We start from the raw sequence: 26,752 nt of genomic DNA, 5'->3' as shown, positions 1-26,752 counted from the left end.
CCTCAGGACAGCAGGTCCACGTCCCGCACCCGGTCCTGATGGATCAGCACGTCGAAGCAGCGGCCCAGCGCGAGGTCGAACCAGTTCCGCTCCTCCGGGTAGGCGGTGCCGACACTGCGCGTGGGCCGGGCCACGGCGAGCCAGGAGCGGGCCGCTCCCGGGGCGGTCCGCAGGTCCAGGACGTAGCGGTCGTACCGCACCTGGTCCAGTGTGTGCTCGTTGCTGCCGTTCCGCGGGGGGCCGACCGTGTGGGTGAGCATGTGTACCTCCTCCGGGTCGGTGGCCTTGAACGAGCCCTGGCCGAAGGTGAGTCCGACACTCACATAGCGGCTGCCGAGCCGGTCCCGGAGGAACGCGCCCTGTGTCCTGGGCAGGATCTTCGGGTCCTCCGGTTCGTAGCCGATGTGGTTGTTGTGGCCCGCCAGCAGGATCCGGTGCCCGGTGTGCTCGTGCCACCAGACGACGTTGTCCGCCATGACGCCGTCCCGCCACCGCATGGCCTCGGCGACCTGCCGCGGATCCGCGAAGTCGAAGCCGTAGCCGGTCGCCGTCTGGTCGATGACCGTGGCGTGCCGCAGCACTTCGGCGAACTCCTCCCGTCCGGCCTCGGCGCGTGGCCCGAGTGACTCCACCAGCTTCAGGGCACGTCCGGTCCGGGAGGCCATGTCCTGCCGTTCGGCGAGGGGCCGGGCCAGATACGCCTTCTGGTACTCGCCGGAGGGGACGGTCGGGCGCAGCCCCCGGTAGAGCTCCTCGAACCGCGGTGCGAGATCCGGCCGGACCCGTCCCGCGTAGGCCGTCACCCGGTCGTACAGCTCAGGCCCCGTGTAACCCCAGTCGTCACCCATGAACCGCACCGGGTCCTTCGGATGACGGCGGTTGTACGCCCTCATCCACTCGACCAGTGCCAGGTTCTCGGCGGTGTTGTTCAGCACGTAGGTGTACTGGAAGTCCTCCCGCATGATGCGCCGCGGGTCGCCCTCGCCGTGCACGACGTAGTCGTCGAGGCGCGCTCCGGTGCTCCAGGCCGTCTCCAGCGCGAAGGTGCGAAAGCCCCGCCGCTCCACCAGGTACCGGAAGACCCGGTCCTTGACGGCGAGGAACTCGTGCGACCCGTGCGTCGCCTCCCCCATCCCCACCACGACCGCACCGCCGACCGCCCTGCCGATCGCACGGAGGTCGCCGACGTCCCCGCCGGGTTCGGCGGTGCGCAGGGGGCTCGCGGTCCGCTCCAGAGCCGGCACGACGGGGTCCTCGGCAGCGGTGGCCGCGGGAGTCGGCGCGAGGAGCGACACCGCGAGAACGACGAAGGTCCATGGACGCAGACACGACATACCGCATACGTGCCCTACCCGGATCAGCCATGCCGCAGCAGGCCCGGTCATTCACCCGAACGGGGCCCGCGCACACGCACGTGAGGGCGCGCTCCTTGTGCGCGGGCACGACGCGTGCGCGCTCAGCCGGTGGCAGATGCTCGTCGGCCTCGCCAAGAAGGTCCGCGTACTCGCCCAGTACCTGCACGGCCAGATTCGCGAGCTGTCCCGCTCTGCGGTGCACGGGGTCGCCCGGGTTGAGATCGGCTTCGAAGATCTCGAGTGCCTCGTCCAGGTACGAGCGTCGGCCTGTGCTGAGGGCGCCCGGTGCCGGTTTCCTGTCCATGCCCGAGTGTCTCGCAAAGGCCGGTCGGAAGCGCCGACAGCTCAGGAGGGGGGCGGCACCCCGCACAAGGTGCCGCCCCCTCTCCTCCGTAGTCCGGAGCCGCCGCGATCGGTGAGGGTCGGGGACCGACGACGGCTCCGGGTTCTGAGGGCCCGCGAGGGCCGCCGGGCTAGCGGTGGTCGCTGCCCTGGGACTGGACCGCCGCGCGGCCGGCCTCCAGGCGGGCCACCGGGATGCGGAACGGGGAGCAGGAGACGTAGTCGAGTCCGACCTCGTGGAAGAAGTGGACCGACTCCGGGTCACCGCCGTGCTCGCCGCAGACGCCGAGCTTGAGGTCGGGGCGGGTCTCGCGGCCGGCCTTGGCGGCGAGCTTGACCAGGGAGCCGACGCCGTCCTTGTCGATCGTCTCGAACGGGGAGACGCCGAAGATGCCCTTCTCCAGGTACGCCGTGAAGAACGAGGCCTCCACGTCGTCCCGGCTGAAGCCCCACACCGTCTGGGTCAGGTCGTTCGTGCCGAAGGAGAAGAACTGCGCGGCCTCGGCGATCTGACCGGCGGTCAGGGCGGCGCGCGGCAGCTCGATCATCGTGCCGATGGACAGCTTGAGCTGCGCGCCCGAGGCCGCCTCCACCTCGGCGATGACCTTGTCGGCCTCCTCGCGCACGATCTCCAGCTCCTGCACCGTGCCGACGAGCGGGATCATGATCTCGGCGCGCGGGTCGCCCTTGGCGGCCTTGCGCTCGGCCGCGGCCTCGGCGATCGCCCGGACCTGCATGGTGAACAGGCCGGGGATGACCAGGCCGAGACGGACTCCGCGCAGACCCAGCATCGGGTTCTGCTCGTGCAGGCGGTGGACCGCCTGGAGCAGGCGGAGTTCGTTCTCGTGCGGCTCCTGGCGGGACTCGGCGAGGGCCACGCGGACGGAGAGTTCCGTGATGTCGGGCAGGAACTCGTGCAGCGGCGGGTCCAGGAGGCGGACGGTGACCGGGAGGCCGTCCATCGACTCGAAGAGCTGGACGAAGTCCTGCTTCTGGAGCGGGAGCAGCTCCTTGAGGGACTCCTCGCGCTCGGCCTGGGTGTCGGCCAGGATCAGCCGCTCCACCAGCTCGCGCCGGTCGCCGAGGAACATGTGCTCGGTGCGGCACAGGCCGATGCCCTGGGCGCCGAAGCGGCGGGCGCGCAGCGCGTCCTCGGCGTTGTCCGCGTTGGCGCGCACGCGCAGCCGACGCTTGCGGTCGGCGAAGGCCATCATGCGGTGGACGGCCTCGACCAGCTCGTCGGCGTCGTCGGCACCCGGGTGCATCCGGCCCTCGAAGTACTCCACGACCGGCGAGGGCACGACCGGCACCTCACCGAGGTAGACCTTGCCGGAGGAGCCGTCGATGGAGACGACGTCGCCTTCCTCGACGACGTGCCCGCCCGGGACGGTCATCCGGCGGCGCTTGGTGTCGACCTCCAGCTCCTCGGCGCCGCAGACACAGGTCTTGCCCATGCCGCGCGCGACGACGGCCGCGTGGGAGGTCTTGCCGCCGCGCGAGGTCAGGATGCCCTCGGCGGCGATCATGCCGTCCAGGTCGTCGGGGTTGGTCTCACGGCGGATCAGGATGACCTTCTCGCCGGAACGCGACCACTTCACAGCCGTGTACGAGTCGAAGACCGCCTTGCCGACCGCCGCGCCCGGCGAGGCCGCGATGCCCCGGCCGACCTGCGAGACCTTCGCGTCCTCGTCGAAGCGCGGGAACATCAGCTGCGCGAGCTGGGCGCCGTTGACGCGGGTGAGCGCCTCGGCCTCGTCGATCAGGCCCTGGTCCACCAGCTGGGTCGCGATGCGGAAGGCCGCGCCCGCGGTGCGCTTGCCGACACGGGTCTGGAGCATCCACAGCACACCGCGCTCGATGGTGAACTCGATGTCGCAGAGATCCTTGTAGTGGTTCTCCAGCGTCTCCATGATCTGCATCAGCTGGTCGTACGACTTCTTGTCGATCTGCTCCAGATCGGCGAGCGGCACGGTGTTGCGGATGCCCGCGACGACGTCCTCGCCCTGCGCGTTCTGCAGGTAGTCGCCGTAGACGCCCTGGTGGCCGGAGGCGGGGTCGCGGGTGAAGGCGACGCCGGTGCCGGAGTCGGGGCCGAGGTTGCCGAAGACCATGGAGCAGACGTTGACGGCCGTGCCCAGGTCGTGCGGGATGCGCTCCTGGCGGCGGTAGAGCTTGGCCCGGTCGGTGTTCCAGGAGTCGAAGACCGCGTGGATGGCGAGGTCCATCTGCTCGCGCGGGCTCTGCGGGAAGTCCCGGCCGGCCTCGGTCTTGACGATCTTCTTGAACTTGGTGACGAGCTTCTTGAGGTCGGCCGCCTCCAGCTCGGTGTCGACCGTGACCTTCTTGGCCGCCTTCGCCGCCTCCAGCGCGTCCTCGAAGAGCTCCCCGTCGACGCCGAGGACGGTCTTGCCGAACATCTGGATGAGGCGGCGGTAGGAGTCCCAGGCGAAGCGGTCGTCGCCGGCCTGCTTGGCGAGGCCCTGCACCGACTTGTCGGAGAGACCGATGTTGAGGACGGTGTCCATCATGCCGGGCATGGAGAACTTGGCGCCCGAGCGCACCGACACCAGCAGCGGGTCGTCCGCCTGGCCGAGCTTCTTGCCCATGCGGGCCTCGAGCGCGTCGAGGTGTGCACTCACCTCGTCACGCAGTGCCGCCGGCTCCGCGCCGCTGTCGAGGTAGACCTTGCAGGCCTCGGTGGTGATCGTGAAGCCGGGCGGGACCGGCAGGCCCAGGTTCGTCATCTCGGCGAGGTTCGCGCCCTTGCCACCGAGGAGGTCCTTGAGGTCCTTGTTTCCCTCGGTGAAGTCGTAAACGAACTTCACGCCCTCAACGCTCGCGGCCTGCTCGGCTACCGGGAGATCTTTGTTTTCCGACACGGGTCTCGACTCCTCGAGGACGCGGTGGCTGCCCTGACGGCGAGGAACATACCCAGATCGAAGGCGTCTGGGTACGTCCATGCGTGCGTCATGCGCCTGTAACCACTCGTCCGCCAGCGGATCGAAAGTCAAGGCTTGGCAAGCAATCACAGCCGCATGTGTTCACTTCTTGAACGCATGAACCTCCATTGAGCCCACTGAGCGCTCATCTGAGCGGGGTTCTCCACGCTTGAGTTCGATCGATGAACGATCAAAGCGTGGCACTCAGTGCCACCCCTTGGAGAAGTGCAGCCGCTCATGATCCGCTCATCTGAGCGCAAGCCTTATCAGAGGTGGCGAGAATCACGCTGCCACAGCCCGTCGGATTTCACCATGCGGACGGGCAGCGGGGGCGAAATGTCCTTGTCACACGCCGAGCGCCCGCAGCCGCTCCTCGACCCGCTCGGGGGCGTACAGGTGCTCCACGACCATCGCACCGGCTCCCACCAGCCCGGCTCGCTCGCCCAGCCGTGAGGTCACCACGTCCAGATGGGCCGTGGAGCGGGGGAGCGCCCGCTGGTAGAGCAGTTCGCGCACGCCTGTCAGGAAGGGAGTTCCGGCCAGATCCCCGGCGATCATCAGCACGCCGGGGTTCAGCAGGGTCACGACGGTCGCCAGCACGTCCCCGACCCGGCGCCCGGCCTCCCGGGCGAGACCGACCGCCTCGGGGTGCCCGGAGGCCAGCAGGTCCCGCACATCCGAGCCGGAGGCCGCCGGCACCCCGGCCTCCGCCAGCCGCCGCGCCACCGCCCCACCGCTCGCGACGGCGGCCAGACAGCCGTAGGAACCGCACCGGCACAGCGTCTGGGTGCCCTCCGGCACCCGGATGTGCCCGATGTCCCCGGCGCCCCCGTCGATGCCCCGGAACACCGAGCCGTCCACCACGACCCCGGCGCCGATGCCGGTGGAGACCTTGACCAGCACGAAGGCGGAGCAGTCGGGGTAGCCGGTGCGTTGTTCGCCGTACGCCATGAGGTTGGCGTCGTTGTCCACCAGCACGGGCACGGCGGCGGCGCCGGTGTGCTCGGTGAGGGCCCGGGACAGCCGGCCCCGTATGCCGTAGCCGTCCCAGCCGGGCATGATCGGCGGCTGGACGACACGGCCGGTCTCGGTGTCGACCGGACCGGGCACCGCGAGCCCGACCCCGCACACCGACGCGGCCGGGCAGCCCGCCTTCTCCAGCAGCTCGGCGAACCAGCGGCCGAGTTCGCCGAGCACCGCGTCCGGCCCGTCCTCGACGACCAGGGTGCCGGAGTGCTCGGCGAGGATCTCGCCGCTCAGCGACAGCACGGCCGCCCGGGCGTGCCGGGTGTCGAGGTCGGCGGCCAGTACCACCGCGTGCTCGTCGTCGAATTCCAGGGTGATGGAGGGGCGTCCGCCCAGCGGGGAGTCCACCGGTCCCCCGGCGCCCTCGCGCAGCCAGCCCGCGCGGAACAGCCGGTCGAGCCGCTGCCCGACGGTGGCCCGGGACAGTCCGGTCGCCTGCTGCAGGGCACCCCGGGTCACCGCACGGCGACTGCGCACCAGTTCGAGCAGTTCGCCGGCGCTCGCCTGGCCGGCACCGCGTCCCGTTCTCTGTCCCGTTCTTCCGGGCTGTCCGGTCATGCACACCCCCTTGTGTTTCTCAACCTTGCCTTACATAGTGGGTTTTGCGTGTTAAATAGACGTAACCCTACGGTAGCCGCGGCCGAACCGGCCGGCCGGACGTCTTTTCGGAGAGCCCCGAGTGGACCGCACCGCCCAACGCGCCCTACGTCGTACCGGACGCACCGTTGCATACGATCCGTCCAGCACCGCCTCACCCCTGCAGGTCAGGGCAGCCGCCGTGCTGGAGGCAGGCTGGACGGGGACGTCCACCGTGCCCTCGCGCAGCCTGTATCCCCACCAGTGGTCGTGGGACTCGGCGTTCATCGCGATCGGCCTGCGGCACGTCTCGCCGTTACGCGCCCAGACGGAACTGGACACGCTGCTGGCGGCCCAGTGGGCGGACGGGCGGATCCCGCACATCGTCTTCAACCCCTCCGTCCCCCTCGACGCGTACTTCCCGAGCCCCGACTTCTGGCGCTCCTCGACCGCGGGACGTACCGCGGGCGCCCCGCGCACCGTACAGACCTCCGGGATCGTGCAACCACCGGTCCACGCGCTGGCCGTGTGGCTGGTGCACCTGGCCGACCCCGGGCTGTCGCGGGCGCGCGGCTTCCTCACCCGGATGTACCCCCGCCTCGCGGCCTGGCACCGGTATCTGCTGCACCGGCGCGACCTGGGCGGGGGCGGGCTGGTGTCCGTCGTGCACCCCTGGGAGCAGGGAATGGACAACAGTCCCTGCTGGGACCGTCCGCTGTCCCGGGTCACCCCGGCCCCGGCCCGCTCCTTCCGCCGCGCCGACCTCGACCACGGCTCCCCCGAGGACCGGCCGACGGATCTGGACTACGGGCGGTACGTGCGGCTGGCGAGCGACTACCGGGACCGCGGATACGCCGACGGGGCGGGGGAGTTCGCCGTGGAGGACCCGGCGTTCAACGCGCTGCTCATCGCCTCCGAGTACGCCCTGGCCCGGATCGCCCACGAGCTGGGCGCGGCGTCGACGGCCCGGCAGGCCCGCGCCGAGCGGCTCACCGCCGCGCTGGTGGAGCGGCTGTGGGAGCCGGCCGCCGGGATGTTCCTGTGCCGGGACGTGCGCGCCGGGGAGCCGATCCCCGAGCGCGGTGTCTCCGGACTGATCCCGCTGCTGCTGCCGACCCTGCCCCGCGACCTCGCCGCCACCCTGGTCCGCACGATGTGCGGCCCGCACTTCGGCCTCGGCGGCACCACCCGCCTGGTGCCCAGCTACGACCTGCTCGGCGAGGCCTTCGACCCGCACCGCTACTGGCGCGGCCCGGCCTGGATCAACACCAACTGGCTCCTGGAGGGCGGCCTGCGGCTGCACGGCGAGCGCGGCCGGGCCGACGCCCTGCGCAAGGGCATCCTGCACACCGCCGGCGCCTCCGATTTCGCGGAGTACGTCGACCCGTACACGGCACAGGCCTGCGGCGCCACCGGCTTCGGCTGGACCGCCGCGCTCACGCTCGACCTGCTGCACGACCGGCCCGCAGGGGACAGAAACGGCGTCACGGCGATCAAGGGAGGGGACCGGGGATGACGGACCGGCATCATCTGCTCGTGCACGGCGGCACGTTCGCCGCCGTCGGAGACCGCGGCGACATCAGCGGCTACCGGGGCGGCAGCGCCCCGGACGGCATGTTCGTACGGGACGCACGGCATCTCAGCCGGTGGCAGCTCACCGTGGACGGGGCCGTGCCCGACACGCTGACGCCGGTGGCCGACGGGGACACGGCGCGCTGTGTCCTCGTGCCGCGCGGCGGCCGCGACGAGCCGCCCGCGTACACGCTCTTCCGTGAACAGGCCGTCGGGGACGCCTCGTTCGTGGAGTCGCTGCGGATCACCAGCAACCGTCCGGCGCCGACGACGGTCCGCCTCGCGGTCACCGCCGACGCCGACTTCACCGACCAGTTCGAGCTGCGCTCCGACCACCGCACCTACACCAAGGCCGGTGCGGTCCGCTCCCGCCAGGTCCTCGGCCACGGCGTGGAGTTCGCCTACCGGCGCGGCGAGTGGCGCTCATGCACGACGGTGACGGCCGAGCCCCAGCCGGACGCCGTGGAGGAGACCGGCACCGGCGCCCGCCGCCTGGTCTGGACGCTGGAGCTCGCACCGCACGGCACCGCCGAGCTGGTCCTGCGGGTCATGGCCCGCCCGCACGGCGAGAAGCGGGCCCTGCGCGTCCCCCGCTCCCCCGCCGCCGTGAGGGAGCAACTGCTCGCCCGGGAAGGCGAGTTCATAGAGGGCCTGGCCTTCCCGACCGGCTGGCCGGAGCTGGCCGCCGCCTGCTCCCGGGGTCTCGCCGACCTCGCCGCGCTCCAGGTCCCGGCCAAGGGCCCGGACGGCGAGGAACTGCGCGTCCCGGCCGCCGGTGCTCCCTGGTTCCTGACGCTGCTGGGCCGGGACGCCCTGCTGACGTCGCTGTTCGCGCTGCCCTACCGGCCCCGGCTGGCCGCCGCCACCCTGCCCGCGCTCGCCGCGACCCAGGCCACGGACGCGGGCACGAGCGAGGTCGCCCAGCCCGGAAAGATCGTCCACGAGGTGCGGCACGGCGAACTGGCGCACTTCGGCCAGGTCCCCTACGGCCGCTACTACGGCTCGGTCGACGCCACACCGCTGTTCCTCGTGCTCCTCGGCGCGTACACGGAGCAGACCGGCGACACCGCCCTGGCCCACCGCCTCCAGTCACACGCCCGCGCGGCCGTCGGCTGGATGCTCGACCACGGCGGCCTGACCTCGCGCGGCTACCTCGTCTACCGCGCCGACCAGGGCGGCCTCGCCAACCAGAACTGGAAGGACTCCCCCGGCGCCATCTGCTCCGCCGAGGGCACCCGCCCCAACGGCCCGGTGACGGCCGCGGGCGCCCAGGGCTACGCCTATGACGCGCTGCGCCGCACGGCGTGGCTCGCGCGCACGGTGTGGCAGGACGGGACGTACGCGGACCTGCTGGAACAGGCGGCCGGTGATCTGCGCGACCGTTTCCAGCGGGACTTCTGGATGGCGGAGCACTCCTTCCCGGCGCTCGCGCTCGACGGCCGGGGCGCCCAGGTCGACGCCCTCGCCTCCGACGCCGGGCATCTGCTGTGGTCGGGCCTGCTGGACAAGGAGTACGGCGAACAGGTCGGCCGGCGCCTCCTCGAACCGGACTTCTTCTCCGGCTGGGGCGTGCGCACCCTGGCCGCCGGCCAGCCGGCGTTCCACCCGCTCTCCTACCACCGCGGTTCGGTCTGGCCGCACGACAACGCGCTGATCGCGCTCGGCCTGGCCCGCTACGGACTGCACGACGAGGCCCGCGCGATCGCCCGCGGCCTGGTCGACGCGGCGACCGCCACCGGCAACCGGCTCCCCGAGGTCCTCGCCGGCTACGGCCGCGACACCCACCCGGAGCCGGTCCCGTACCCGCACGCGTGCGTACGCGAATCCCGCTCGGCCTCGGCCCCGTTGGCGCTGCTCACGGCGGTCGGGGGCGTCTGAGGGGCGTCTGGCCGGACGATTGGCCGGGCGTTTGCCGGGTGTTTGCCGAGCGCTGGCCCGGCGGGCTGAACGCACCTGGTGGGCGCCCCGTACGGAACTGAGGCGGACCCGAACCCCCACGCGGGTCCGCCACTTCACCGGGTTTCGTACGGGAAGGACCTCCGGGTGCCTGTCTTCACACGCCTGCGCCAGTCATCACGGTCAGAGTCCGCAACGGCATCGGCACCGGCACTGCCACCAGCACCGGCACAGGAACCAGCACCGGAGACACCCGCTGCGGCATCCGGCCTCCGCATCCGCCATCCCCGGGCCGCCCGCGCCCTCCGCTGGACCACCACCGCCCTCGCCGCCGCCCTGGTCCTCGGTGCCCTGCTGCTGCCCAACACCCTTCCCGCCATGGGGCCGAAGAGCTTCACGCGCCTACCGGCCGAGGCGGTCATCGGGGCCGTCGTGGTGCTGTGGCTGCCCCGTCGGCCCCGGCTGGTCGCGGCGGCGCTGTACGGACTCGGTCTGACCGCGCTGACCGCCGTGAACCTGCTCGACATGGGGTTCAACGAGTATCTGGGCCGGGGCTTCAACGCCGCGCTCGACTGGGACCTGCTGCCCGACGCCCAGGCGTACGTCGGGGACACGCTGGGCGGGGGCGTCGCGACCGCCGCCGCCGTCGGGGCGATCGTGCTGGTCCTGCTGCTGGCGGCCGTCATGGTCGCGGCGACGATCCGGCTCAGCGACCTGCTCGTCCGCCACCGGCCCCGGGCGGCCCGGGGCGCGCTGATCGCCGGCGTCGTCTGGGTCACCTGCTCCGCCCTGGGCCTGACGCTCTTCGGCGGGCCGATCGCCTCCGAGCGCGGCGCCGGAGCCCTCCGGGTCCACGCCCAGCGGACGGTGGAGTCCCTGCGCGACGAGGCGGCCTTCGCGAGGCACGCCCAGGCGGACACCTTCGGCAACACCCCGCCCGACCAGCTGCTGCCCGACCTGCGCGGCAAGGACGTGATCTTCACGTTCATCGAGAGCTACGGCCGCAGCGCCATCGAGGACCCGATCATGGCACCCGGCGTCGACCGCACCCTCGACACCAGTGGCAGGGCGCTGGAGAAGGCCGGCTTCGCCGCCCGCAGCGGCTGGCTGACCTCGGCGACCTACGGCGGCAGCAGCTGGCTCGGCCACTCCACGACCATGTCCGGCCTGTGGATCGACAACCAGCGCCGCTACCGCACGGTCACCGCGGGCGACCACCTCACCCTCACCAAGGCGTTCCGCAAGAGCGGCGCGTGGGACACGGTCGGTGTGATGCCCGGCGTGCAGAAGGGCTGGCCGGAGGAGAAGTGGTACGGCCTGGACAAGCTCTACGACGCCTACGACCTGGGGTACAAGGGCCCGAAGTTCAGCTGGTCGACCATGCCGGACCAGTACACGCTGGAGGCGTTCCAGCGCCGGGTGCACGGCAAGAAGCGCGACAAGCCGCTGATGTCGTTCGTCATCCTGACCTCCAGCCACCAGCCCTGGGCACCCATCCCGAAGATGGTCGACTGGGACGAACTCGGCGACGGCTCACGCTTCGACGCCATCGAGAAGGCCGGCAACAAGGCATCGGACATCATCACCGACACCACCAAGTCCCGGCAGGAGTACGGCAAGTCCATCCAGTACTCGGTCACCAGCCTCACCCAGTGGCTGGAGCGCTACGGCACCGACGACACCGTCCTGGTCTTCCTCGGCGACCACCAGCCCATGGCCCGGGTCAGCGGCACCCGCGCCAGCCGCGACGTCCCGGTCTCCATCGTCGCGAAGGACCCGAAGGTCCTCGACAAGGTCGCCGACTGGAACTGGACGGAAGGCCTCAAGCCCGACCGCGACGCCCCGGTGTGGAAGATGAGCTCCTTCCGCGACCGCTTCCTCAAGGCGTACGGCTCCACGCCGCACCGCTCGGAGGGCTGATCAGCCGCCGGAGGTGTCGAGCTCGGCGTCCTCGCCCACCCCGGCACAGTCGTACGGGTCCTTCAGCCAGCCGTCCGGCAGCACGACCCGGTTGTTGCCGGACGTACGGCCCCGGGGCCCGTCGGCACCGGCGGGCCAGGGCTGGTCGAGGTCCAGCTCGTCCAGCCCGGAGCGCAGCTCCTCCAGCGAGGACGTGATCGCGAGGCGCTTGCGCATCTCGGACCCGACGGCGAAGCCCTTCAGATACCAGGCGACGTGCTTGCGGAAGTCGATCACGCCCCGCGCCTCGTCCCCGATCCACTCGCCGAGCAGGGTGGCGTGCCGGACCATGACGTCGGCGACCTCGCGCAGCGCCGGGCGGGCGATGTCCTCAGTGCGCCCCTCGAAGGCGGCCACCAGATCGGCGAACAGCCACGGCCGCCCGAGGCAGCCACGTCCCACCACGACACCGTCGCAGCCGGTCTCGCGCACCATCCGCAGCGCGTCCTCGGCCGACCAGATGTCGCCGTTGCCGAGCACCGGGATCTCCGGCACGTGCTCCTTCAGCCGGGCGATGGCGTCCCAGTCGGCGGTGCCGCCGTAGTGCTGGGCGGCGGTGCGGCCGTGCAGGGCGATGGAGGTGACGCCCTCCTCGACGGCGATCCGGCCGGCGTCCAGGAAGGTGATGTGGTCGTCGTCGATGCCCTTGCGCATCTTCATCGTGACGGGCAGATCGCCGGCGCCGCTGACGGCCTCGCGCAGGATGGCCCGCAGCAGGTTCCGCTTGTACGGCAGCGCGGATCCGCCGCCCTTCCGCGTGACCTTCGGCACGGGGCAGCCGAAGTTGAGGTCGATGTGGTCGGCGAGGTCCTCTTCCGCGATCATGCGGACGGCCTTGCCGACGGTCGCCGGGTCCACGCCGTACAGCTGGATCGACCGGGGCCGCTCCGTCTCGTCGAAGTGGACGAGCTGCATGGTCTTCTCATTGCGTTCGACCAGCGCCCGGGTGGTGATCATCTCGCTGACGAACAGGCCCTTGCCCCCGCTGAACTCCCTGCACAGGGTGCGGAAGGGGGCGTTGGTGATCCCGGCCATGGGGGCCAGGACGACGGGGGGCTGGACGGTGTGCGGGCCGATGTGGAGGGGCGTGGACATGCATCCATTGTGCCGTGCAATGAGACGGTAAAATTCATTAGTTAGCCACACTATCGAAATCGGCGTACGATGGCCCGCATGCCCGAGCTCAGCCCCCGCCGCCGCATGCTGGTGCTCGCGATCTGCTGTATGAGCCTGCTGATCGTGAGCCTCGACAACACGGTCCTGAACGTGGCCCTGCCCTCCATGCAGCAGGACCTGCACGCGAGCACCTCAGGTCTGCAGTGGACGATCGACGCCTACACCCTGGTCCTGGCCTCGCTGCTGATGCTCGCGGGCTCCACGGCCGACCGCATCGGCCGCAAACGCGTCTTCATGGCGGGGCTCGTCGTCTTCACCATCGGCTCGGTGCTGTGCTCCCTCGCGCCGAACCTGGAAGCGCTGGTCGCCTTCCGGATGATCCAGGCGGTGGGCGGCTCGATGCTGAACCCGGTCGCCATGTCGATCATCACCAACACGTTCACCGACCCGCGTGAGCGGGCCCGGGCGATCGGCGTGTGGGGCGCGGTCGTCGGCATATCGATGGCCGCCGGCCCACTGGTCGGCGGCCTCCTCGTCGAGTCGGTCGGCTGGCGCTCCATCTTCTGGATCAACCTGCCGGTGGGCCTCGCCGCCCTCCTCCTCACCCTCCGCTTCGTCCCCGAGTCCCGTGCCGCCAAGGCCCGCCGCCCCGACCCGGTCGGCCAGCTCCTGGTGATCACCCTCTTCGGCTCCCTGACGTACGCGATCATCGAGGCGCCGAGCACGCCGTTCGCGTCGACAGCCCCACTGGCCGTGGTCGCCCTGGCCGCTCTCGCCGGTCTGCTGCTCTACGAGCCCCGCCGCACGGAACCCCTGATCGACCTGCGGTTCTTCCGCTCGGCGCCGTTCAGCGGGGCCACGGTCATCGCGGTCAGCGCGTTCGCCGCGCTCGGCGGATTCCTCTTCCTGTCCACGCTGTACCTCCAGAACGTGCGCGGCCTGACCGCCCTGGAGGCGGGCCTGTGGATGCTGCCGATGGCGGCCCCGACGTTCCTGTGCGCCCCGCTCTCCGGCCGCCTGGTCGGCACCCGCGGTCCACGCCTCCCGCTCCTGATCGCCGGCTTCGCGATGACGGCGAGCGGCGTGCTCTTCGCCGCCTTCGAGGCCGAGACCTCCGACGTCGCCCTCTTCGCCGGCTACGTCCTCTTCGGCATCGGCTTCGGTTTCGTCAACGCTCCGATCACCAACACGGCGGTGTCCGGGATGCCGCGTGCGCAGGCGGGTGTCGCCGCTGCGGTCGCCTCGACCAGCCGTCAGCTCGGGCAGACGCTGGGGGTCGCGGTGGTCGGGGCGGTACTCGCCTCCGGCGTGGGCTCGTCGTCGTACCGGGAGACGTTCCTGTCGGCGGCTCGGCCCGGGTGGTGGATCATCGCGGTGTGCGGTTTCGCCGTGCTGGCGTTGGGGGCGGTGTCGAGTGGGCGGTGGGCTCGGGGGACCGCGGAGCGTGCGGCGGAGCGGCTGAAGTCCGTGGAGGTGCGTGATGTGGCGGTGACCGCGGACCGTGCCTCGTAGCGGTGGTTCGTCGCCGTTTCGGTAACACGGAGCGCGTCCGCGGCGGTTAGGCGAGGAACCTCACGGTTGAACCGTGAAACTCATTCCTCCGGCGGCGACTTGCCACCCCGCTCTGAGCAGCAGAAACTGTAAGTGAGGACGTAGAGCCCACCGATAGTCCGACTCTGCGCCGCCCCGACCGTCGCGAACAAAGGGGCTGAGCCGGTGGACAACACCCTGCACATCCTCGTCGCCGAAGAGGACGCGGAAGCCGAACGTGTCGCGGAGCTGACCGGCTACCTGCGCGAGGAACTGCTCGAGCTGGACGTGGACGACGTCACGACGCTCCCCGGCGGGGAGGCCCCGCCCGGTGCGCGGGCCGTGGACGTCACCCAGATCGGTGCGCTGCTGGTGACCCTGGGCACTTCGGCAACCGCCCTGAGCCAGGTGGTGACTGTGATCCGGTCGTGGATGGGCAGGCGCCATGACACCCACCCGTCCCTGCGGCTGCAGATGGGCGACGACGTCCTGGAGGTGTCCGAGGCGACCGACGATCAGGTCGCGGAGGCGTTCAAGGTCTTCGTCCAGCGCCATTCCCCGGCCGGAGCCGAGCCATGACGGAATCCAGACACGCGCTGATCATCGCCAACGACCGGTACGACGACCAGGGGCTCAAGAAGCTCAAGGCACCCGCCCAGGACGCCGCCGCCCTCGAAAGGGTGCTGCACGACCCGGAGATCGGCGACTTCGAGGTGGAGGTCGTGCACAACGCGTCGGCCGACCTCATGCGCAGGCGCATCCAGGGCTTCTTCAACGAGCGCGGCCGCGCCGACACTCTTCTGCTGCACTTCTCCTGCCACGGCATCAAGAGCGAGTCCGGCGAGCTGTACTTGGCCGCGAGCGACACCGAGCCCCCGCTGCTGGCCGCCACAGCCGTCCCCTCCCAGTTCGTCCGCGGATGCATGTACGGCACCCGGGCAGGCCTCACCGTCCTGTTCCTCGACTGCTGCTACGGCGGCGCCTTCTCCCGGGGCTCGACCTCCGTACGCGCTTCCGGAGAGATCAACGCCCTCGAGTCGTTCGCGAAGGGCGAGCCCGCGACTGGGCGGGGATGGGCCGTGATCACCGCGTCCGACTCCATGGAGTACGCCTTCGAGGGCAGCAAACTCGCGGAGAACTCCGGTCCGCGGCCTTCGCTGTTCACCCACGCGGTCGTCGAGGGCCTGGAGACCGGCGATGCCGACCTCCACGGGGACGGGAAGGTCTCCCTGGACGACCTGTACGAGTACGTCTACCGGCACGTACAGGAGCAGAACCCCCATCAGACGCCGAAGAAGGCGGCGGAGCTGCGCGGGGAGCTGCATCTGGCACACAGTCGGCGTGGCCGCATCAAGATCGTCGCCGTTGATACGCCGCCCCCTCTGCGGGCGGCCATGAACAGCGACCAATTCCTCACACGGCAGGGCGCCGTGACGGAGTTGCGCAAACGACTGCAGCACACCGAACTGCCCGTGGCGGAAGGGGCGCGTCAGCACCTGGAGGAGGTCGCACGGAACGACATCCAGCCGATCGCCGAACTGGCGTCCGAGGCCTTGAACACGATCCACGTGACACCGTCCCCGGACCACCTGGACTTCGGCCGGGCACCACAGGACTCGCCCCCTCGGAAGCAGTCGGTGGCCCTGCACGGTCCACCGCTGGCCCGTCACTGCGTGGCCCAGTCCCAACAGTCGTGGCTACGGGTCGATCCGACCCCGGCGGGTCTGGAGGTCCACGTCGACACGACGACGGCGGGGCATCTGGCCGGCGGCATCGTGCTGAAGGGTGTGGCGGACGAGGCGGTGATCCACGTCGAGGCGGTGGTGGCCCCGGTACCCGAGCGCGAAGGCCCGCCCTCGAACGGCTCCACGGGGCCGACGCGGGAATCGGACGCCGAACGGAAGACGGTGGCCACCGATCCCCCGCGCATCCCGTCCCACCCCAAGCAGCCGCCCAAGAAGCCGCCCAAGAAGGCGCCGGAGACCACTACACCCCAGATATCCCCGGCCCACCGCGCTCCCGCCCTCGCCGGTGCCGCGCTCGCCCTCGCCGTCACGTCTGTCATCACGCTCGTACTGGCCATCCAGGCGGCGGTGGCGGCCGTCATCGACCGGGGCGACGCAGGGGTGTACGGCAACGTCGAGGACAACATCCGCGAGCACGGGGCGCTCACCCCGCTCATCGTGTGCCTGATCACCGGTGCGGTGGCACTGGTCGCCGGCGCGTTCGCCCGGCACGAGCTGGGAGCACGGCGGGAGCAGTACACGAGCAAGGCGGCGAACGGTACGAAAACCCTGACCTCGGTCGTGAAAGGTCTGGCGATCCCGGCCCTGATCCTGGCCGTCCTCGCGGGCATCACCTACCTGGTGGGCAGCGCCCAATGGTGACCGCCCAGGCTGACCGGCGCAACCGGCTACACGGCGGACGCGGCCCGGTCCACGGCGATCTCCCGCAGCCTCTCCAAGCGCTCCCGGGACTCCTCGTCCGCCGGTACGTACGTCACGATCCGTGGCCCCGACCCCGGCGTCAGCCACAGGTCCGTGTGGTCGACGGCGATGCGGCCGACGTGGCGGTTGAGGAACTCCTTGCGTTTGGTGCGGTGGGCGACGACCTCGTGGCGGTCCCAGGCGGTGCGGAACTCGGGGGACTCCGTGCGCAGGCGCTTGAGCAGCATCTTCCAGGCGGGCTCGGTGAGATGGCCGGCCATCGCGGCGCGGAAACGGGCCGCCATCAGACGCTGGGTCTCCTCCAGGTGCACGATCGACGACTGCCACTCGGGGTGCGTGTAGGACAGGACCATGCAGTTGCGGTTCTCGGGCGGCACCGTGTCCAGGTCGCACAGCAGCAGCCCGTACGTGCGGTTGTAGGCGAGGATGTCGTACCGGCTGTTCTGCAGGCACGCCGGGAACGGCTCGACCTGCTCCAGCACCGCCCGCATCGCCGGCGTGACCGACGGGCACGTGGTCGCGGGCGTCGGGTCGGCGGCGCCGGCCAGCTGGAAGAGGTGGGCGCGCTCGCCGGGGTCGAGCAGCAGGGCGCGGGCGAGCGCGTCGAGGACCTGGACGGAGACCTGGATGTCACGGGCCTGCTCCAGCCACGTGTACCAGGTGACGCCCACGGCGGAGAGCTGGGCGACCTCCTCACGGCGCAGACCCGGCGTGCGGCGCCGACGGCCCCGGGGCAGGCCGACCCGCTCGGGGGCGATCCGCTCCCGGCGGCTGCGCAGGAACGCCGCCAGTTCGTGCCGCCGGACATCCCCGTCGCGGGGCGCCCCGGGCGCGCGTACCGCCGTCTCCTCGGCCATGGTCGTCATGCCCTCCAGCCTGCCGCCGCCCGGACCCTGTTTCCAGGTGGTGTGACTACCAGGATAAGGACACTCTGGTACCAGCCTGAGTGAGGCAGCAGGCTCATGACCGTGACCACGGAATCCCTCACCTCACGCCCCGTCCGCCCGCCCACCGCCCCGGCCCCCGTGCTCGGCGGGCTCGGACTGTTCGCGGTGCTGCTGGCCGCCGCTCTGCCCCTCGTCGACTTCTTCATCGTCAACGTCGCCCTGCCCACCATCGGCAGCGACCTCGCCGCGAGCGAGGCGGTCCTCGAACTCGTCGTCGCCGGGTACGGGGTGTCGTACGCCGTCCTGCTGGTCCTCGGGGGCCGGCTCGGTGATCTGTTCGGCAGGCGGCGGCTGTTCCTCGGCGGTATGGCGGCCTTCGGGCTGACCTCGCTGGCGTGCGGACTGGCGCCGGACGCCTGGTCGCTGGTCGCGGCCCGGGTGGCGCAGGGCGCGTCGGCCGCCGCGATGCTGCCGCAGGTCCTGGCCACCATCCAGGCCACCACGACCGGCCCCCGGCGCGCGAAGGCCATGGGCCTGTACGGCGCGACCGCCGGGCTGTCCATGATCGCCGGGCAGATCCTGGGCGGGGTCCTCGTCGCGGCCGACTTCGCCGGTACCGGCTGGCGCTCGGTGTTCCTCGTCAATGTGCCGGTCGTCCTCGCCGGTCTGGTGCTGGCCGTCCGGGTGGTCCCCGAGACCCGCTCGCCGCGACCGGAGCCGGTCGACGTGCCCGGCACGTTCCTCCTCGCCGCCTCGCTCCTCACTCTCCTCGTCCCGCTCACCGAAGGCCGGGCGGCGGGCTGGCCGTTGTGGACGTGGCTGTCGCTGGCCGCGTTCCCGTTCGTGGCGGCGGCGTTCTACGCGGTGGAGCGCAGGGCCGACCGCGCGGGCCGTACGCCGCTGGTCCCGCCGAGCCTGTTCACGCTCACCTCACTGCGCCGCGGACTGCTGCTGGTGCTGCCCTTCTCGATCGGCTTCAGCGGCTTCATGTTCGTGATCGCGGTGGCCCTGCAGGAGGGCGCCGGGCTCGGCCCGGTCACCGCGGGTCTGGCGCTGGCACCTCTGGCGGTGGTCTTCTTCGTGTTCTCCCTGCTGGGCCCCCGGTTGGTCGCCCGGTACGGGACGCGCGTGGTGACGGCCGGTGCCGTGCTCCAGGGCGTGGGCCTGGCGCTGATGGCCCTGGCCGCCTGGCGCTTCTGGCCGCACCTCGGTTTCGTCGAGCTGCTCCCGGGCGCGGCGATCGCCGGCGCGGGCCAGGCGCTCCAACTGCCCGTCATCTACCGGGTCATCCTCTCCGAGGTGCCGCCCGCCCGTGCCGGCGTCGGCAGCGGCGTGATGATCACCACTCAGCAGTCGGCACTGGCCCTCGGTGTGGCCACCCTGGGTACGCTGTTCCTGTCCCTGGTCCCGACGATGGGCATGCGGAACGCCCTGGTCACGACGCTGCTGGTGCAGCTCGCCGGGGTGGTGCTGACAGGCCTGCTGAGCCTCAGGCTGCCGCGCACGGTCGTCTGAGGCATCTCACGGCCTGATAACTCGCATCCGGGGAAACCCTGTTGATGTTGGTCTTGCTGCACACTCCTTGCTGCGAGCGGACCGGATCCGCCGGATCCCTGGACGCGGAAGGCATCATGGCGCAGATCGACACGAGCAAGGTCAGCCGCTGGGACCAGCACGGCCGCGAACACGTCGTGCGGGTACAGCGCACGGGCATACAGCGCACCCTCAACTGCGACACCTGCGGCTGGCGGCGAGGCGCGCAGTTCCTGCCATGGCTCAAGGCGGAGGAACACCTGACGCAGGCCCACCAGGCAACGGTGGACCCGACGGCTGCGTGAGGCGCTTCTCCCTTAGAAGTCCCCTGCCCAGAGGTCCCCTAGACGTGCAGCCCCCGCACCACCAGCTCCACCACCGCCTCGAACTCCCCCTCCACACCCGGCTGCTCCCACTCCCGCGCATAACACGGGTCATGGAACCGCCCCGTCGCCTGGAACACCGCTCGGGCCGAGGACTCCGGGTCGGGGGTGGTGAAGGTGCCGGTCTGGACGCCGGCCTCGATGATGCGGGCCAGTTGGGTGGTGAGGTCGGTGATGTGGTCGCCGACCGCTGTGCCGGCCTCGTCCGTGAGGACCATGTAGGTGGCGAACAGCTCCGGATCCTCGCCCGCCTTGCGGCGCTTCGCGGCGAAGAGTGCGGCGAGCCAGTCCCGCAGCCGGGCCTCCGGGGCGGTGTCGCCTGTGACGATGCCGGAGAGTTCCCCCGAGGTGCGGTCCAGCCAGCGCTTGGTGACCGCCTCGCGCAGCGCCGCCTTGGTGCGGAAGTGGCGGTAGACGCTGCCGTGGCTGACACCGAGGGCCCGGGCGACGTCCACGACGGTGGCCTTGGCCGGGCCGTGCCGCCGCAGCACCTCCTCGGTGGCCTCGAGGATGCGCTCGGCGGTCAGGATCTCGCTGGTCGGTGCCATGCCCAGACCGTACCCGGAGCCCGGCTCAGCGCTCGACGTGCGCCATCTGGGCCGCCGGGTAGCGCTCGCCGGCGGCGGCACCGGCCGGCACGGCCTCCTCGATCGCGGTCAGGTCGGCCGCGTCCAGCGTCACGTCCAGCGCGCCCAGCGCCTCCGTGAGCCGGTCGCGGCGGCGGGCGCCGACCAGCGGCACGATGTCCTCACCGCGGGACAGCACCCAGGCGATGGCGATCTGCGCGACGCTGGCGCCCTTCTGCTCGGCGATCTTCCGCAGCGCCTCGACGAGGTCCAGGTTGTGCCGGAGGTTCTCGCCCTGGAAGCGCGGCGACATCGCCCGGAAGTCGCCCGCGCCGAGCTGCCGGTCCGCGGTGAAGTGGCCCGATATCAGGCCCCGGGAGAGCACCCCGTACGCCGTGATCCCGATGCCCAGCTCACGCGTGGCCGGCAGGATCTCCTCCTCGATGCCGCGCGATATGAGGGAGTACTCGATCTGGAGGTCGGAGATCGGCGCGGTGGCGGCGGCCCGGCGGATGGTCTCGGCGCCGACCTCGCTCAGGCCGATGTGCCGCACGTATCCCTTCTCGACGAGTTCCGCGATCGCGCCGACCGTCTCCTCGATCGGCACGTCCGGGTCGAGGCGGGCGATGCGGTAGACGTCGATGTGGTCGACGCCGAGCCGCTGGAGGGAGTACGCGGCGAAGTTCTTCACGGCGGCGGGCCGGCCGTCGTAGCCGGACCAGCCGCCGTCCGGGTCGCGCAGGCCGCCGAACTTCACACTGACCTGCGCCTGTTCACGCCGGGCGGCGGGGGCCGCGCGGAGGGCCTCGCCGATCAGCATTTCGTTGTGGCCCATGCCGTAGAAGTCGCCGGTGTCCAGCAGGGTGACGCCGGCTTCGAGCGCCGCGTGGAGGGTCGCGATGGATTCGGCCCGGTCCGTCTCGCCGTACAGCGCGGACATGCCCATGCAGCCGAGACCGAGGGCGGAGACCTGGGGGCCGGTGGTTCCGAGGGGTCGGGTTCGCATCGTCATGCCAACCACCATGCCATGACAGCTGACAGATTTCAATATCTGTCACCCCATACTTGTCACCCATCCCGACTGACCACCGGCTACCGGCTACCGGCTACCGGGCCGTGAACGCCAGCTTCGCCCCCAGCGCCACGAACGACCCCGCGAAACCCCGCCGCAGCCACGCCATCACCCGCGGCCGGGAGGTGACGTGGCTGCGCACGGACGCGGCCAGGACGCCGTACGCCGCGAAGACCAGGAACGTCGCCAGCATGAACACCCCGCTCAGCGCCAGCATCCGCGTCAGCGCGTGCGGCTCGTGCGGGCTCACGAACTGCGGCAGGAACGCGAAGAAGAAGATCGTCAGCTTCGGGTTGAGGATGTTGATCAGCACGGCCCGGACGATCACTTGGCGCGCCGAGTCCGGGGCGGCGCCCTCCTCGACGGCGATCGCGTCCTTGTCCCGCACGGTCGCCCACGCCATGTAGAGGAGGTAGGCGACACCGGCGTACTTGAGGACCTGGAAGGCAGCGGCACTGGCATTCAGCAACGCCGCCAGCCCGGTCACCGTGGCCAGCACATGCGGCACGATCCCGAGCGCGCACCCGAACGCGGCGACAACGCCGGCCCGCCGCCCACGGGAGAGCGCGGCGGCGAGGGTGTAGACGACGCCGGTGCCGGGCGTGGCGACCACGACCAGGGCGGTCAGCAGGAACGCGATACTCATGCGCCCACCCTGGCGCGGCGCCGCCCCGGCAAACAGGTCCAATCGGCCGCCCCGCTGGAGGACCACTCCCCCGTGAACGCGACGGTGCCGGGCCCCTCCGAAGAGGAACCCGGCACCGACGTGCGGGCGAGAAGCGGTCAGCAGCCGACCAGGCGAGCCGCCAGGTACCCCTCGATCTGGTCGAGGGACACCCGCTCCTGCTTCATCGAGTCACGCTCGCGGACGGTGACCGCGTTGTCCTCGAGCGTGTCGAAGTCGACGGTCACGCAGAACGGCGTACCGATCTCGTCCTGGCGACGGTAGCGGCGGCCGATGGCGCCGGCGTCGTCGAAGTCGATGTTCCAGTTCTGGCGGAGCGCCTGGGCGAGGCCCTTGGCCTTCGGGGACAGCTCCGGGTTCCGGGACAGCGGGAGCACCGCGACCTTGACCGGCGCGAGGCGGTGGTCGAGGCGCAGCACGGTGCGCTTCTCCATCTTGCCCTTGGCGTTGGGCGCCTCGTCCTCGACGTAGGCGTCGAGCAGGAAGGCGAGCAACGACCGGCCGACACCGGCCGCGGGCTCGATGACGTACGGCGTCCAGCGCTCGCCGGCTTCCTGGTCGAAGTAGGTGAGGTCCTGGCCGGAGGCCTTGGAGTGGGCACCGAGGTCGTAGTCGGTGCGGTTGGCGACACCCTCGAGCTCGCCCCACTCACTGCCGCCGAACTGGAACCGGTACTCGATGTCGGCGGTGCGCTTGGAGTAGTGGGAGAGCTTCTCCTTCGGGTGCTCGAACCACCGCATGTTCTCTTCGCGCAGGCCGAGACCGGTGTACCAGTTCCAGCGCTGCTCCATCCAGTACTCCTGCCACGTCTCGTCCTCGCCCGGCTTGACGAAGAACTCCATCTCCATCTGCTCGAACTCGCGCGTGCGGAAGATGAAGTTGCCGGGCGTGATCTCGTTGCGGAAGGACTTGCCCATCTGGGCGATGCCGAACGGCGGCTTGCGGCGCGAAGTGGTCTGCACCTGCGAGAAGTTGGTGAAGATGCCCTGCGCGGTCTCGGGCCGCAGGTAGGCGACGGAGCCGGAGTCCTGCGTCGGGCCGAGGTGGGTCGACAGCAGGCCCGAGAACTGCTTGGGCTCGGTGAAGGTGCCCTTGTTTCCGCAGTTGGGGCAGTTGAGGTCGGCGAGCCCGTTCTCCGGGGCGCGGCCCTTCTTCTCCTCGTAGGCCTCCTCCAGGTGGTCCGCGCGGAACCGCTTGTGGCAGGAGGTGCACTCGGTGAGGGGGTCCGTGAAGGTGGCGACGTGACCGGAGGCGACCCAGACCTCGGGGGCCAGGATGACGGACGAGTCGATACCGACCACGTCCTCGCGCGACGTCACCATGTAGCGCCACCACTGGCGCTTGAGGTTCTCCTTGAGCTCGACACCCAGCGGGCCGTAGTCCCAGGCGGCGCGCTGACCGCCGTAGATCTCACTACAGGGGAATACGAAGCCACGGCGCTTGCTCAGGCTGACGATGGTGTCGATCTTGTCGGCGGCCACGGTGCTCTCTTCATTACGACGACGAATACTGACGGGGCGGCGCGTAGCGCCTCGATGAGGGGTGGTGGTCGGGAGACGGGCGGGCGAAGCGAGTTGCTTCCAGCGAATGATTCAGGTTACCGGCGGGGACGCCCCCTCAATCAAATCGCTCCCCCCTCAGCGACCGCCAGAGGGCCGCGGACCCGGTTTCAACCCCTGTTCAGGACGTTTGTTGACAACGGTTTCCATATTTGTTGAAAATGACTGTCATGAACGTACGACGACGCCTCATACCCGCCGCCGCGGCCGCCTCTCTCGGCCTCGGCGCTCTGACCGCCTGCTCCAGCGACAGCGCGGCGACGGGCAACACGGAGAAGTTCGACGTCGTCGCGTCGTTCTACCCCATGGCGTTCCTCGCCGAGCAGATAGGCGGCGACCACGCGAACGTCACCAGTCTGACCGAGCCCGGCCAGGAGCCGCACGACCTGGAGATCAGCACCCAGCAGCGCGCCCAGCTCGAAGAGGCCGACGCGGCGCTCTTCCTCAAGGGCCTCCAGCCCGCCGTCGACGAGGCCGTGACACAGACCGGCATCGAGACGAAGATCGACGCGGCCTCCCTGACCCACCTCGAGGACCACGGCGGCGCCGGGCACAGCCACGAGGGCGAGGAAGCTCACTCCGGGGAATCCGAGGAGGAGCACGGCCGCGACCCCCACGTCTGGCTCGATCCCGTGAAGTACGCCGAGATCGCCCAGGGCGTCGGCAAGGCCTTCGAGAAGGCCGACCCGGACCACGCGGCCGACTACAAGAAGAACACCGAGGCCCTGGTCAAGAAGCTGAACGGCCTGAACAGCGACTTCGAGAACGGCCTCAAGGACAGCAAGTCCAAGGTCTTCTTCACCAACCACGCCGCCTTCGGCTACCTCGCCGAGCGCTACGGCCTCACCCAGGAGGCCATCTCCGGCGTCGACCCCGAGAGCGAGCCCAGCGCCGCCCGGGTCAAGGAGCTCCAGCAGGAGGCCAAGGCCGACGGCGTCACCACCGTCTTCTACGAGACGCTGGTCTCCGACCGCACCGCGAAGACCCTGGCCCGCGACGCCGACCTCAAGACGGACGTCCTCGACCCCCTTGAGGGCATCACCGACAAGTCCCGCGGCGACGACTACTTCCAGGTCATGGAAGCCAACCTCAAGGCCCTGCAGACGGCTCTGGGAGCCAAGTGACTCACTCATCGGAGGACGGCATGACCGAGCCCGTCGTATCCCTGCGCGGCGTCCGCGCGGACCTGGGCTCGCGCCCCGTCCTGCGCGGCATCGACCTCACCGTGCACCGCGGTGAGGTCGTCGCGCTGCTCGGCGCGAACGGCTCCGGCAAGTCCACGGCCGTGCGCAGCGTCATCGGCCAGGTGCAGACCGGCGCCGGCGAGATAGAGCTGTTCGGCACGCCCCGCGCGCGGTTCCGTGACTGGCACCGCGTGGGCTACGTCCCGCAGCGCACCACGGCCGCGGGCGGCGTACCCGCCACGGTGACCGAGGTGGTCTCCTCCGGCCGCCTGTCCCGGGCCCGCTTCGGCGTGCTGCGCAAGGCCGACCGCGAGGCCGTACGACGCGCCCTGGACCTCGTCGGCATGGCGGACCGGGCCAAGGACTCCGTCGACGCCCTCTCGGGCGGCCAGCACCAGCGGGTCCTGATCGCCCGCGCGCTCGCCTCCGAGCCCGAGCTGCTGATCATGGACGAGCCGATGGCGGGCGTCGACCTGGCCAGCCAGGAGGTGCTCGCGCACACCCTCACCGAGCAGGTCTCCCAGGGCACCACCGTGCTGCTCGTGCTGCACGAACTGGGCCCCCTGGAGCCCCTCATCGACCGGGCGGTCGTCCTGCGCGACGGCTGCGTCGTGCACGACGGACCGCCCCCGAAGGCCGTCGGGCAGCACGCCCTCCCCGGCCACGACCACGTACACCCGCACGCGCCGGCGGGCGCCGAACCGATCCGTACGGGACTGCTGAGCTGATGGACTTCCTCGACTACGCCTTCATGCAGCGGGCCCTGCTCGCCGCCGTCCTGGTCGGCATCACGGCCCCCGCGGTGGGGATCTACCTGGTCCAGCGCCGCCAGGCCCTGATGGGCGACGGCATCGGCCACGTGGCGATGACCGGCGTCGGCCTCGGCTTCCTGCTGACCTGGTCCCCGGTGTGGATGGCGACCCTCGTCTCCGTCCTCGGCGCAGTCCTCATGGAGCTGATCCGCTGGTACGGCAAGACCCGCGGCGACATCGCCCTCGCGATGCTGTTCTACGGCGGCATGGCCGGCGGTGTGATGTTCATCAACCTCGCGCCGACGGGCTCCAACGCCAACCTGACGTCGTACCTCTTCGGCTCCCTGTCGACGGTGTCCGAGTCGGACGTCACGGCGATCTGCGTGCTGGCCGCCTTCGTCGTCCTGGTCACGCTCGGTCTGCGCCGACAGCTGTTCGCGGTGAGCCAGGACGAGGAGTTCGCCCGGGTGACGGGCCTGCCGGTGCGCGCGCTGAACCTGCTGACGGCGATCACCGCGGCCGTCACGGTGACGGTGGCGATGCGCGTGGTCGGCCTGCTGCTGGTCAGCGCGCTGATGGTGGTGCCCGTCGCGGCGGCCCAGCAGATCAGCCGCAGCTTCGCGGCCACGTTCGTGATCGCCGTCGCCATCGGGGTGAGCGTGACGATCGGCGGCACGGTCACCTCGTACTACCAGGACGTCCCGCCCGGTGCGACGATCGTATTGCTGACCATCGGCGCGTTCATCGTGCTGACGGCACTGGCGGCTCCGCTGGCCCGCCGCCGCGCCCGCGCCCGGACTTCCGCGCAATCCGCCCACGACCCCGGCGAGTGCACGATTCCGGGTACCCGGGAGGCGGCCGACGAAGTCGGCGTCTGACCGCCCCCACCCCGGGCTGGCACAATGACCCGGGCAAGGCAGACGTGAGGAGGCAACGGTGACGACCGCTGGACCGTCCGTGAAGGGCCGCGCCACCCGGCAGCGGGCCGCCGTGTCGGCGGCCCTCGAAGAGGTCGACGAGTTCCGCAGTGCGCAGGACCTGCACGACATGCTCAAGCACAAGGGCGACTCGGTCGGGCTCACCACGGTCTACCGCACGCTGCAGTCCCTTGCCGACGCCGGTGAGGTCGATGTCCTGCGTACGGCGGACGGCGAGTCCGTGTACCGGCGTTGTTCCACCGACGACCATCACCATCACCTCGTGTGCCGCACTTGTGGCAAGGCCGTCGAGGTCGAAGGCCCGGCCGTGGAGAAGTGGGCGGAGGCCGTCGCCGCGGAGCATGGCTACGTGAACGTGGCTCATACGGTGGAGATTTTTGGGACCTGTGCGGAGTGTGCGGCTGCTGGGGGTTGAGTTTCGGCTGCGGGTGTGTG

Annotated in this window: 21 protein-coding genes; 12 read left to right on the top strand and 9 right to left on the bottom strand. The window is 70.8% G+C overall.

All coding sequences use genetic code 11. From position 1 onward, the window contains the following. Positions 1-2: 2 nt before the first annotated feature. The 3 genes from ACFT4A_RS08325 to ACFT4A_RS08315 all read right to left on the bottom strand — a co-directional run bounded on the left by ACFT4A_RS08325 (position 3) and on the right by ACFT4A_RS08315 (position 6,220). Positions 3-1,334, bottom strand: coding sequence for an erythromycin esterase family protein (locus ACFT4A_RS08325; protein WP_382827069.1), 1,332 nt, complete (start codon positions 1,332-1,334; stop codon positions 3-5). Between the two features lie 494 nt (positions 1,335-1,828). Then, positions 1,829-4,576, bottom strand: a complete 2,748-nt coding sequence (ppdK, locus tag ACFT4A_RS08320) for a pyruvate, phosphate dikinase (RefSeq protein WP_382827067.1) — start codon at positions 4,574-4,576, stop codon at positions 1,829-1,831. Between the two features lie 405 nt (positions 4,577-4,981). Continuing rightward, complete coding sequence (locus ACFT4A_RS08315) at positions 4,982-6,220, bottom strand: ROK family protein (protein WP_382827065.1); 1,239 nt, start codon at positions 6,218-6,220, stop codon at positions 4,982-4,984. A 121-nt stretch (positions 6,221-6,341) separates the two neighbouring features. Here ACFT4A_RS08315 and ACFT4A_RS08310 point away from each other — a divergent pair, with 121 nt between their 5' ends. The 3 genes from ACFT4A_RS08310 (at position 6,342) to ACFT4A_RS08300 (ending at position 11,626) form a co-directional block, all read left to right on the top strand. Beyond that, complete coding sequence (locus ACFT4A_RS08310; protein ID WP_382827063.1) at positions 6,342-7,754, top strand: trehalase family glycosidase; 1,413 nt, start codon at positions 6,342-6,344, stop codon at positions 7,752-7,754. Next, positions 7,751-9,688, top strand: coding sequence for a glycogen debranching N-terminal domain-containing protein (locus ACFT4A_RS08305; protein WP_382827061.1), 1,938 nt, complete (start codon positions 7,751-7,753; stop codon positions 9,686-9,688). Before ACFT4A_RS08310 ends, ACFT4A_RS08305 begins: the two co-directional genes overlap by 4 nt. A gap of 165 nt (positions 9,689-9,853) precedes the next feature. Further along, entirely contained in the window at positions 9,854-11,626 is a 1,773-nt protein-coding gene (locus tag ACFT4A_RS08300; RefSeq protein WP_382827059.1) for a sulfatase-like hydrolase/transferase, read from the top strand. Here ACFT4A_RS08300 and dusB read toward each other — a convergent pair whose 3' ends face one another. After that, complete coding sequence (gene dusB / locus ACFT4A_RS08295; protein WP_382827058.1) at positions 11,627-12,760, bottom strand: tRNA dihydrouridine synthase DusB; 1,134 nt, start codon at positions 12,758-12,760, stop codon at positions 11,627-11,629. A gap of 78 nt (positions 12,761-12,838) precedes the next feature. On the opposite strand from dusB, the gene ACFT4A_RS08290 reads away from it, so the two are divergent. From ACFT4A_RS08290 to ACFT4A_RS08280, 3 genes are all read left to right on the top strand, one after another. Continuing rightward, positions 12,839-14,293, top strand: coding sequence for an MFS transporter (locus ACFT4A_RS08290; RefSeq protein ID WP_382827056.1), 1,455 nt, complete (start codon positions 12,839-12,841; stop codon positions 14,291-14,293). Positions 14,294-14,497: 204 nt separating this feature from the next. Next, entirely contained in the window at positions 14,498-14,890 is a 393-nt protein-coding gene (locus tag ACFT4A_RS08285; protein WP_382827054.1) for a hypothetical protein, read from the top strand. Beyond that, complete coding sequence (locus ACFT4A_RS08280) at positions 14,887-16,698, top strand: caspase domain-containing protein (protein ID WP_382827052.1); 1,812 nt, start codon at positions 14,887-14,889, stop codon at positions 16,696-16,698. Before ACFT4A_RS08285 ends, ACFT4A_RS08280 begins: the two co-directional genes overlap by 4 nt. A 26-nt stretch (positions 16,699-16,724) precedes the next feature. On the opposite strand, the gene ACFT4A_RS08275 is transcribed toward ACFT4A_RS08280, so the two are convergent. Continuing rightward, entirely contained in the window at positions 16,725-17,624 is a 900-nt protein-coding gene (locus tag ACFT4A_RS08275) for a helix-turn-helix domain-containing protein (RefSeq protein WP_382827050.1), read from the bottom strand. A gap of 96 nt (positions 17,625-17,720) precedes the next feature. Between ACFT4A_RS08275 and ACFT4A_RS08270 the strand changes: the two genes are divergently transcribed. Together ACFT4A_RS08270 and ACFT4A_RS08265 are read left to right on the top strand one after the other, a co-directional pair. Continuing rightward, complete coding sequence (locus ACFT4A_RS08270; protein ID WP_382827048.1) at positions 17,721-19,160, top strand: MFS transporter; 1,440 nt, start codon at positions 17,721-17,723, stop codon at positions 19,158-19,160. Between the two features lie 116 nt (positions 19,161-19,276). Further along, a complete protein-coding gene (locus ACFT4A_RS08265; protein WP_382827167.1) occupies positions 19,277-19,483 on the top strand; it encodes a hypothetical protein in 207 nt (68 codons plus the stop codon). Between the two features lie 38 nt (positions 19,484-19,521). On the opposite strand, the gene ACFT4A_RS08260 is transcribed toward ACFT4A_RS08265, so the two are convergent. The 4 genes from ACFT4A_RS08260 to ACFT4A_RS08245 all read right to left on the bottom strand — a co-directional run bounded on the left by ACFT4A_RS08260 (position 19,522) and on the right by ACFT4A_RS08245 (position 23,365). Next, a complete protein-coding gene (locus ACFT4A_RS08260; protein ID WP_382827046.1) occupies positions 19,522-20,109 on the bottom strand; it encodes a TetR family transcriptional regulator in 588 nt (195 codons plus the stop codon). Between the two features lie 25 nt (positions 20,110-20,134). Beyond that, positions 20,135-21,139, bottom strand: coding sequence for an aldo/keto reductase (locus ACFT4A_RS08255; protein ID WP_382827045.1), 1,005 nt, complete (start codon positions 21,137-21,139; stop codon positions 20,135-20,137). A gap of 94 nt (positions 21,140-21,233) precedes the next feature. Further along, positions 21,234-21,845 (bottom strand): LysE family translocator, encoded by a 612-nt coding sequence (locus ACFT4A_RS08250; RefSeq protein WP_382827042.1) that lies wholly within the window; start codon positions 21,843-21,845, stop codon positions 21,234-21,236. 137 nt (positions 21,846-21,982) lie between these two features. Next, a complete protein-coding gene (locus ACFT4A_RS08245; protein WP_382827040.1) occupies positions 21,983-23,365 on the bottom strand; it encodes a glycine--tRNA ligase in 1,383 nt (460 codons plus the stop codon). Between the two features lie 248 nt (positions 23,366-23,613). Here ACFT4A_RS08245 and ACFT4A_RS08240 point away from each other — a divergent pair, with 248 nt between their 5' ends. Genes ACFT4A_RS08240 through ACFT4A_RS08225 form a run of 4 tightly spaced genes read left to right on the top strand, consistent with a single transcriptional unit; the run spans position 23,614 to position 26,732 of the window. Next, the gene (locus tag ACFT4A_RS08240; RefSeq protein ID WP_382827038.1) at positions 23,614-24,567 is read left to right on the top strand and encodes a metal ABC transporter substrate-binding protein; all 954 of its coding nucleotides are present in this window, start codon (positions 23,614-23,616) and stop codon (positions 24,565-24,567) included. Positions 24,568-24,587: 20 nt separating this feature from the next. Next, entirely contained in the window at positions 24,588-25,355 is a 768-nt protein-coding gene (locus ACFT4A_RS08235; RefSeq protein WP_382827035.1) for a metal ABC transporter ATP-binding protein, read from the top strand. Beyond that, positions 25,355-26,257 carry a metal ABC transporter permease gene (locus ACFT4A_RS08230; protein ID WP_382827033.1) on the top strand — a complete coding sequence of 301 codons (903 nt, stop codon included), beginning with the start codon at positions 25,355-25,357 and terminating at the stop codon, positions 26,255-26,257. Before ACFT4A_RS08235 ends, ACFT4A_RS08230 begins: the two co-directional genes overlap by 1 nt. A gap of 58 nt (positions 26,258-26,315) precedes the next feature. Beyond that, the gene (locus ACFT4A_RS08225) at positions 26,316-26,732 is read left to right on the top strand and encodes a Fur family transcriptional regulator (RefSeq protein WP_382827032.1); all 417 of its coding nucleotides are present in this window, start codon (positions 26,316-26,318) and stop codon (positions 26,730-26,732) included. Positions 26,733-26,752 lie beyond the last annotated feature (20 nt).

Source organism: Streptomyces sp. NPDC057099 (assembly GCF_042671245.1).
GTDB classification, from domain to species: domain Bacteria; phylum Actinomycetota; class Actinomycetes; order Streptomycetales; family Streptomycetaceae; genus Streptomyces; species Streptomyces purpurascens.
Note: the sequence above shows the minus strand (reverse complement) of the source record. Positions and strands in the feature narration are given on the sequence as shown.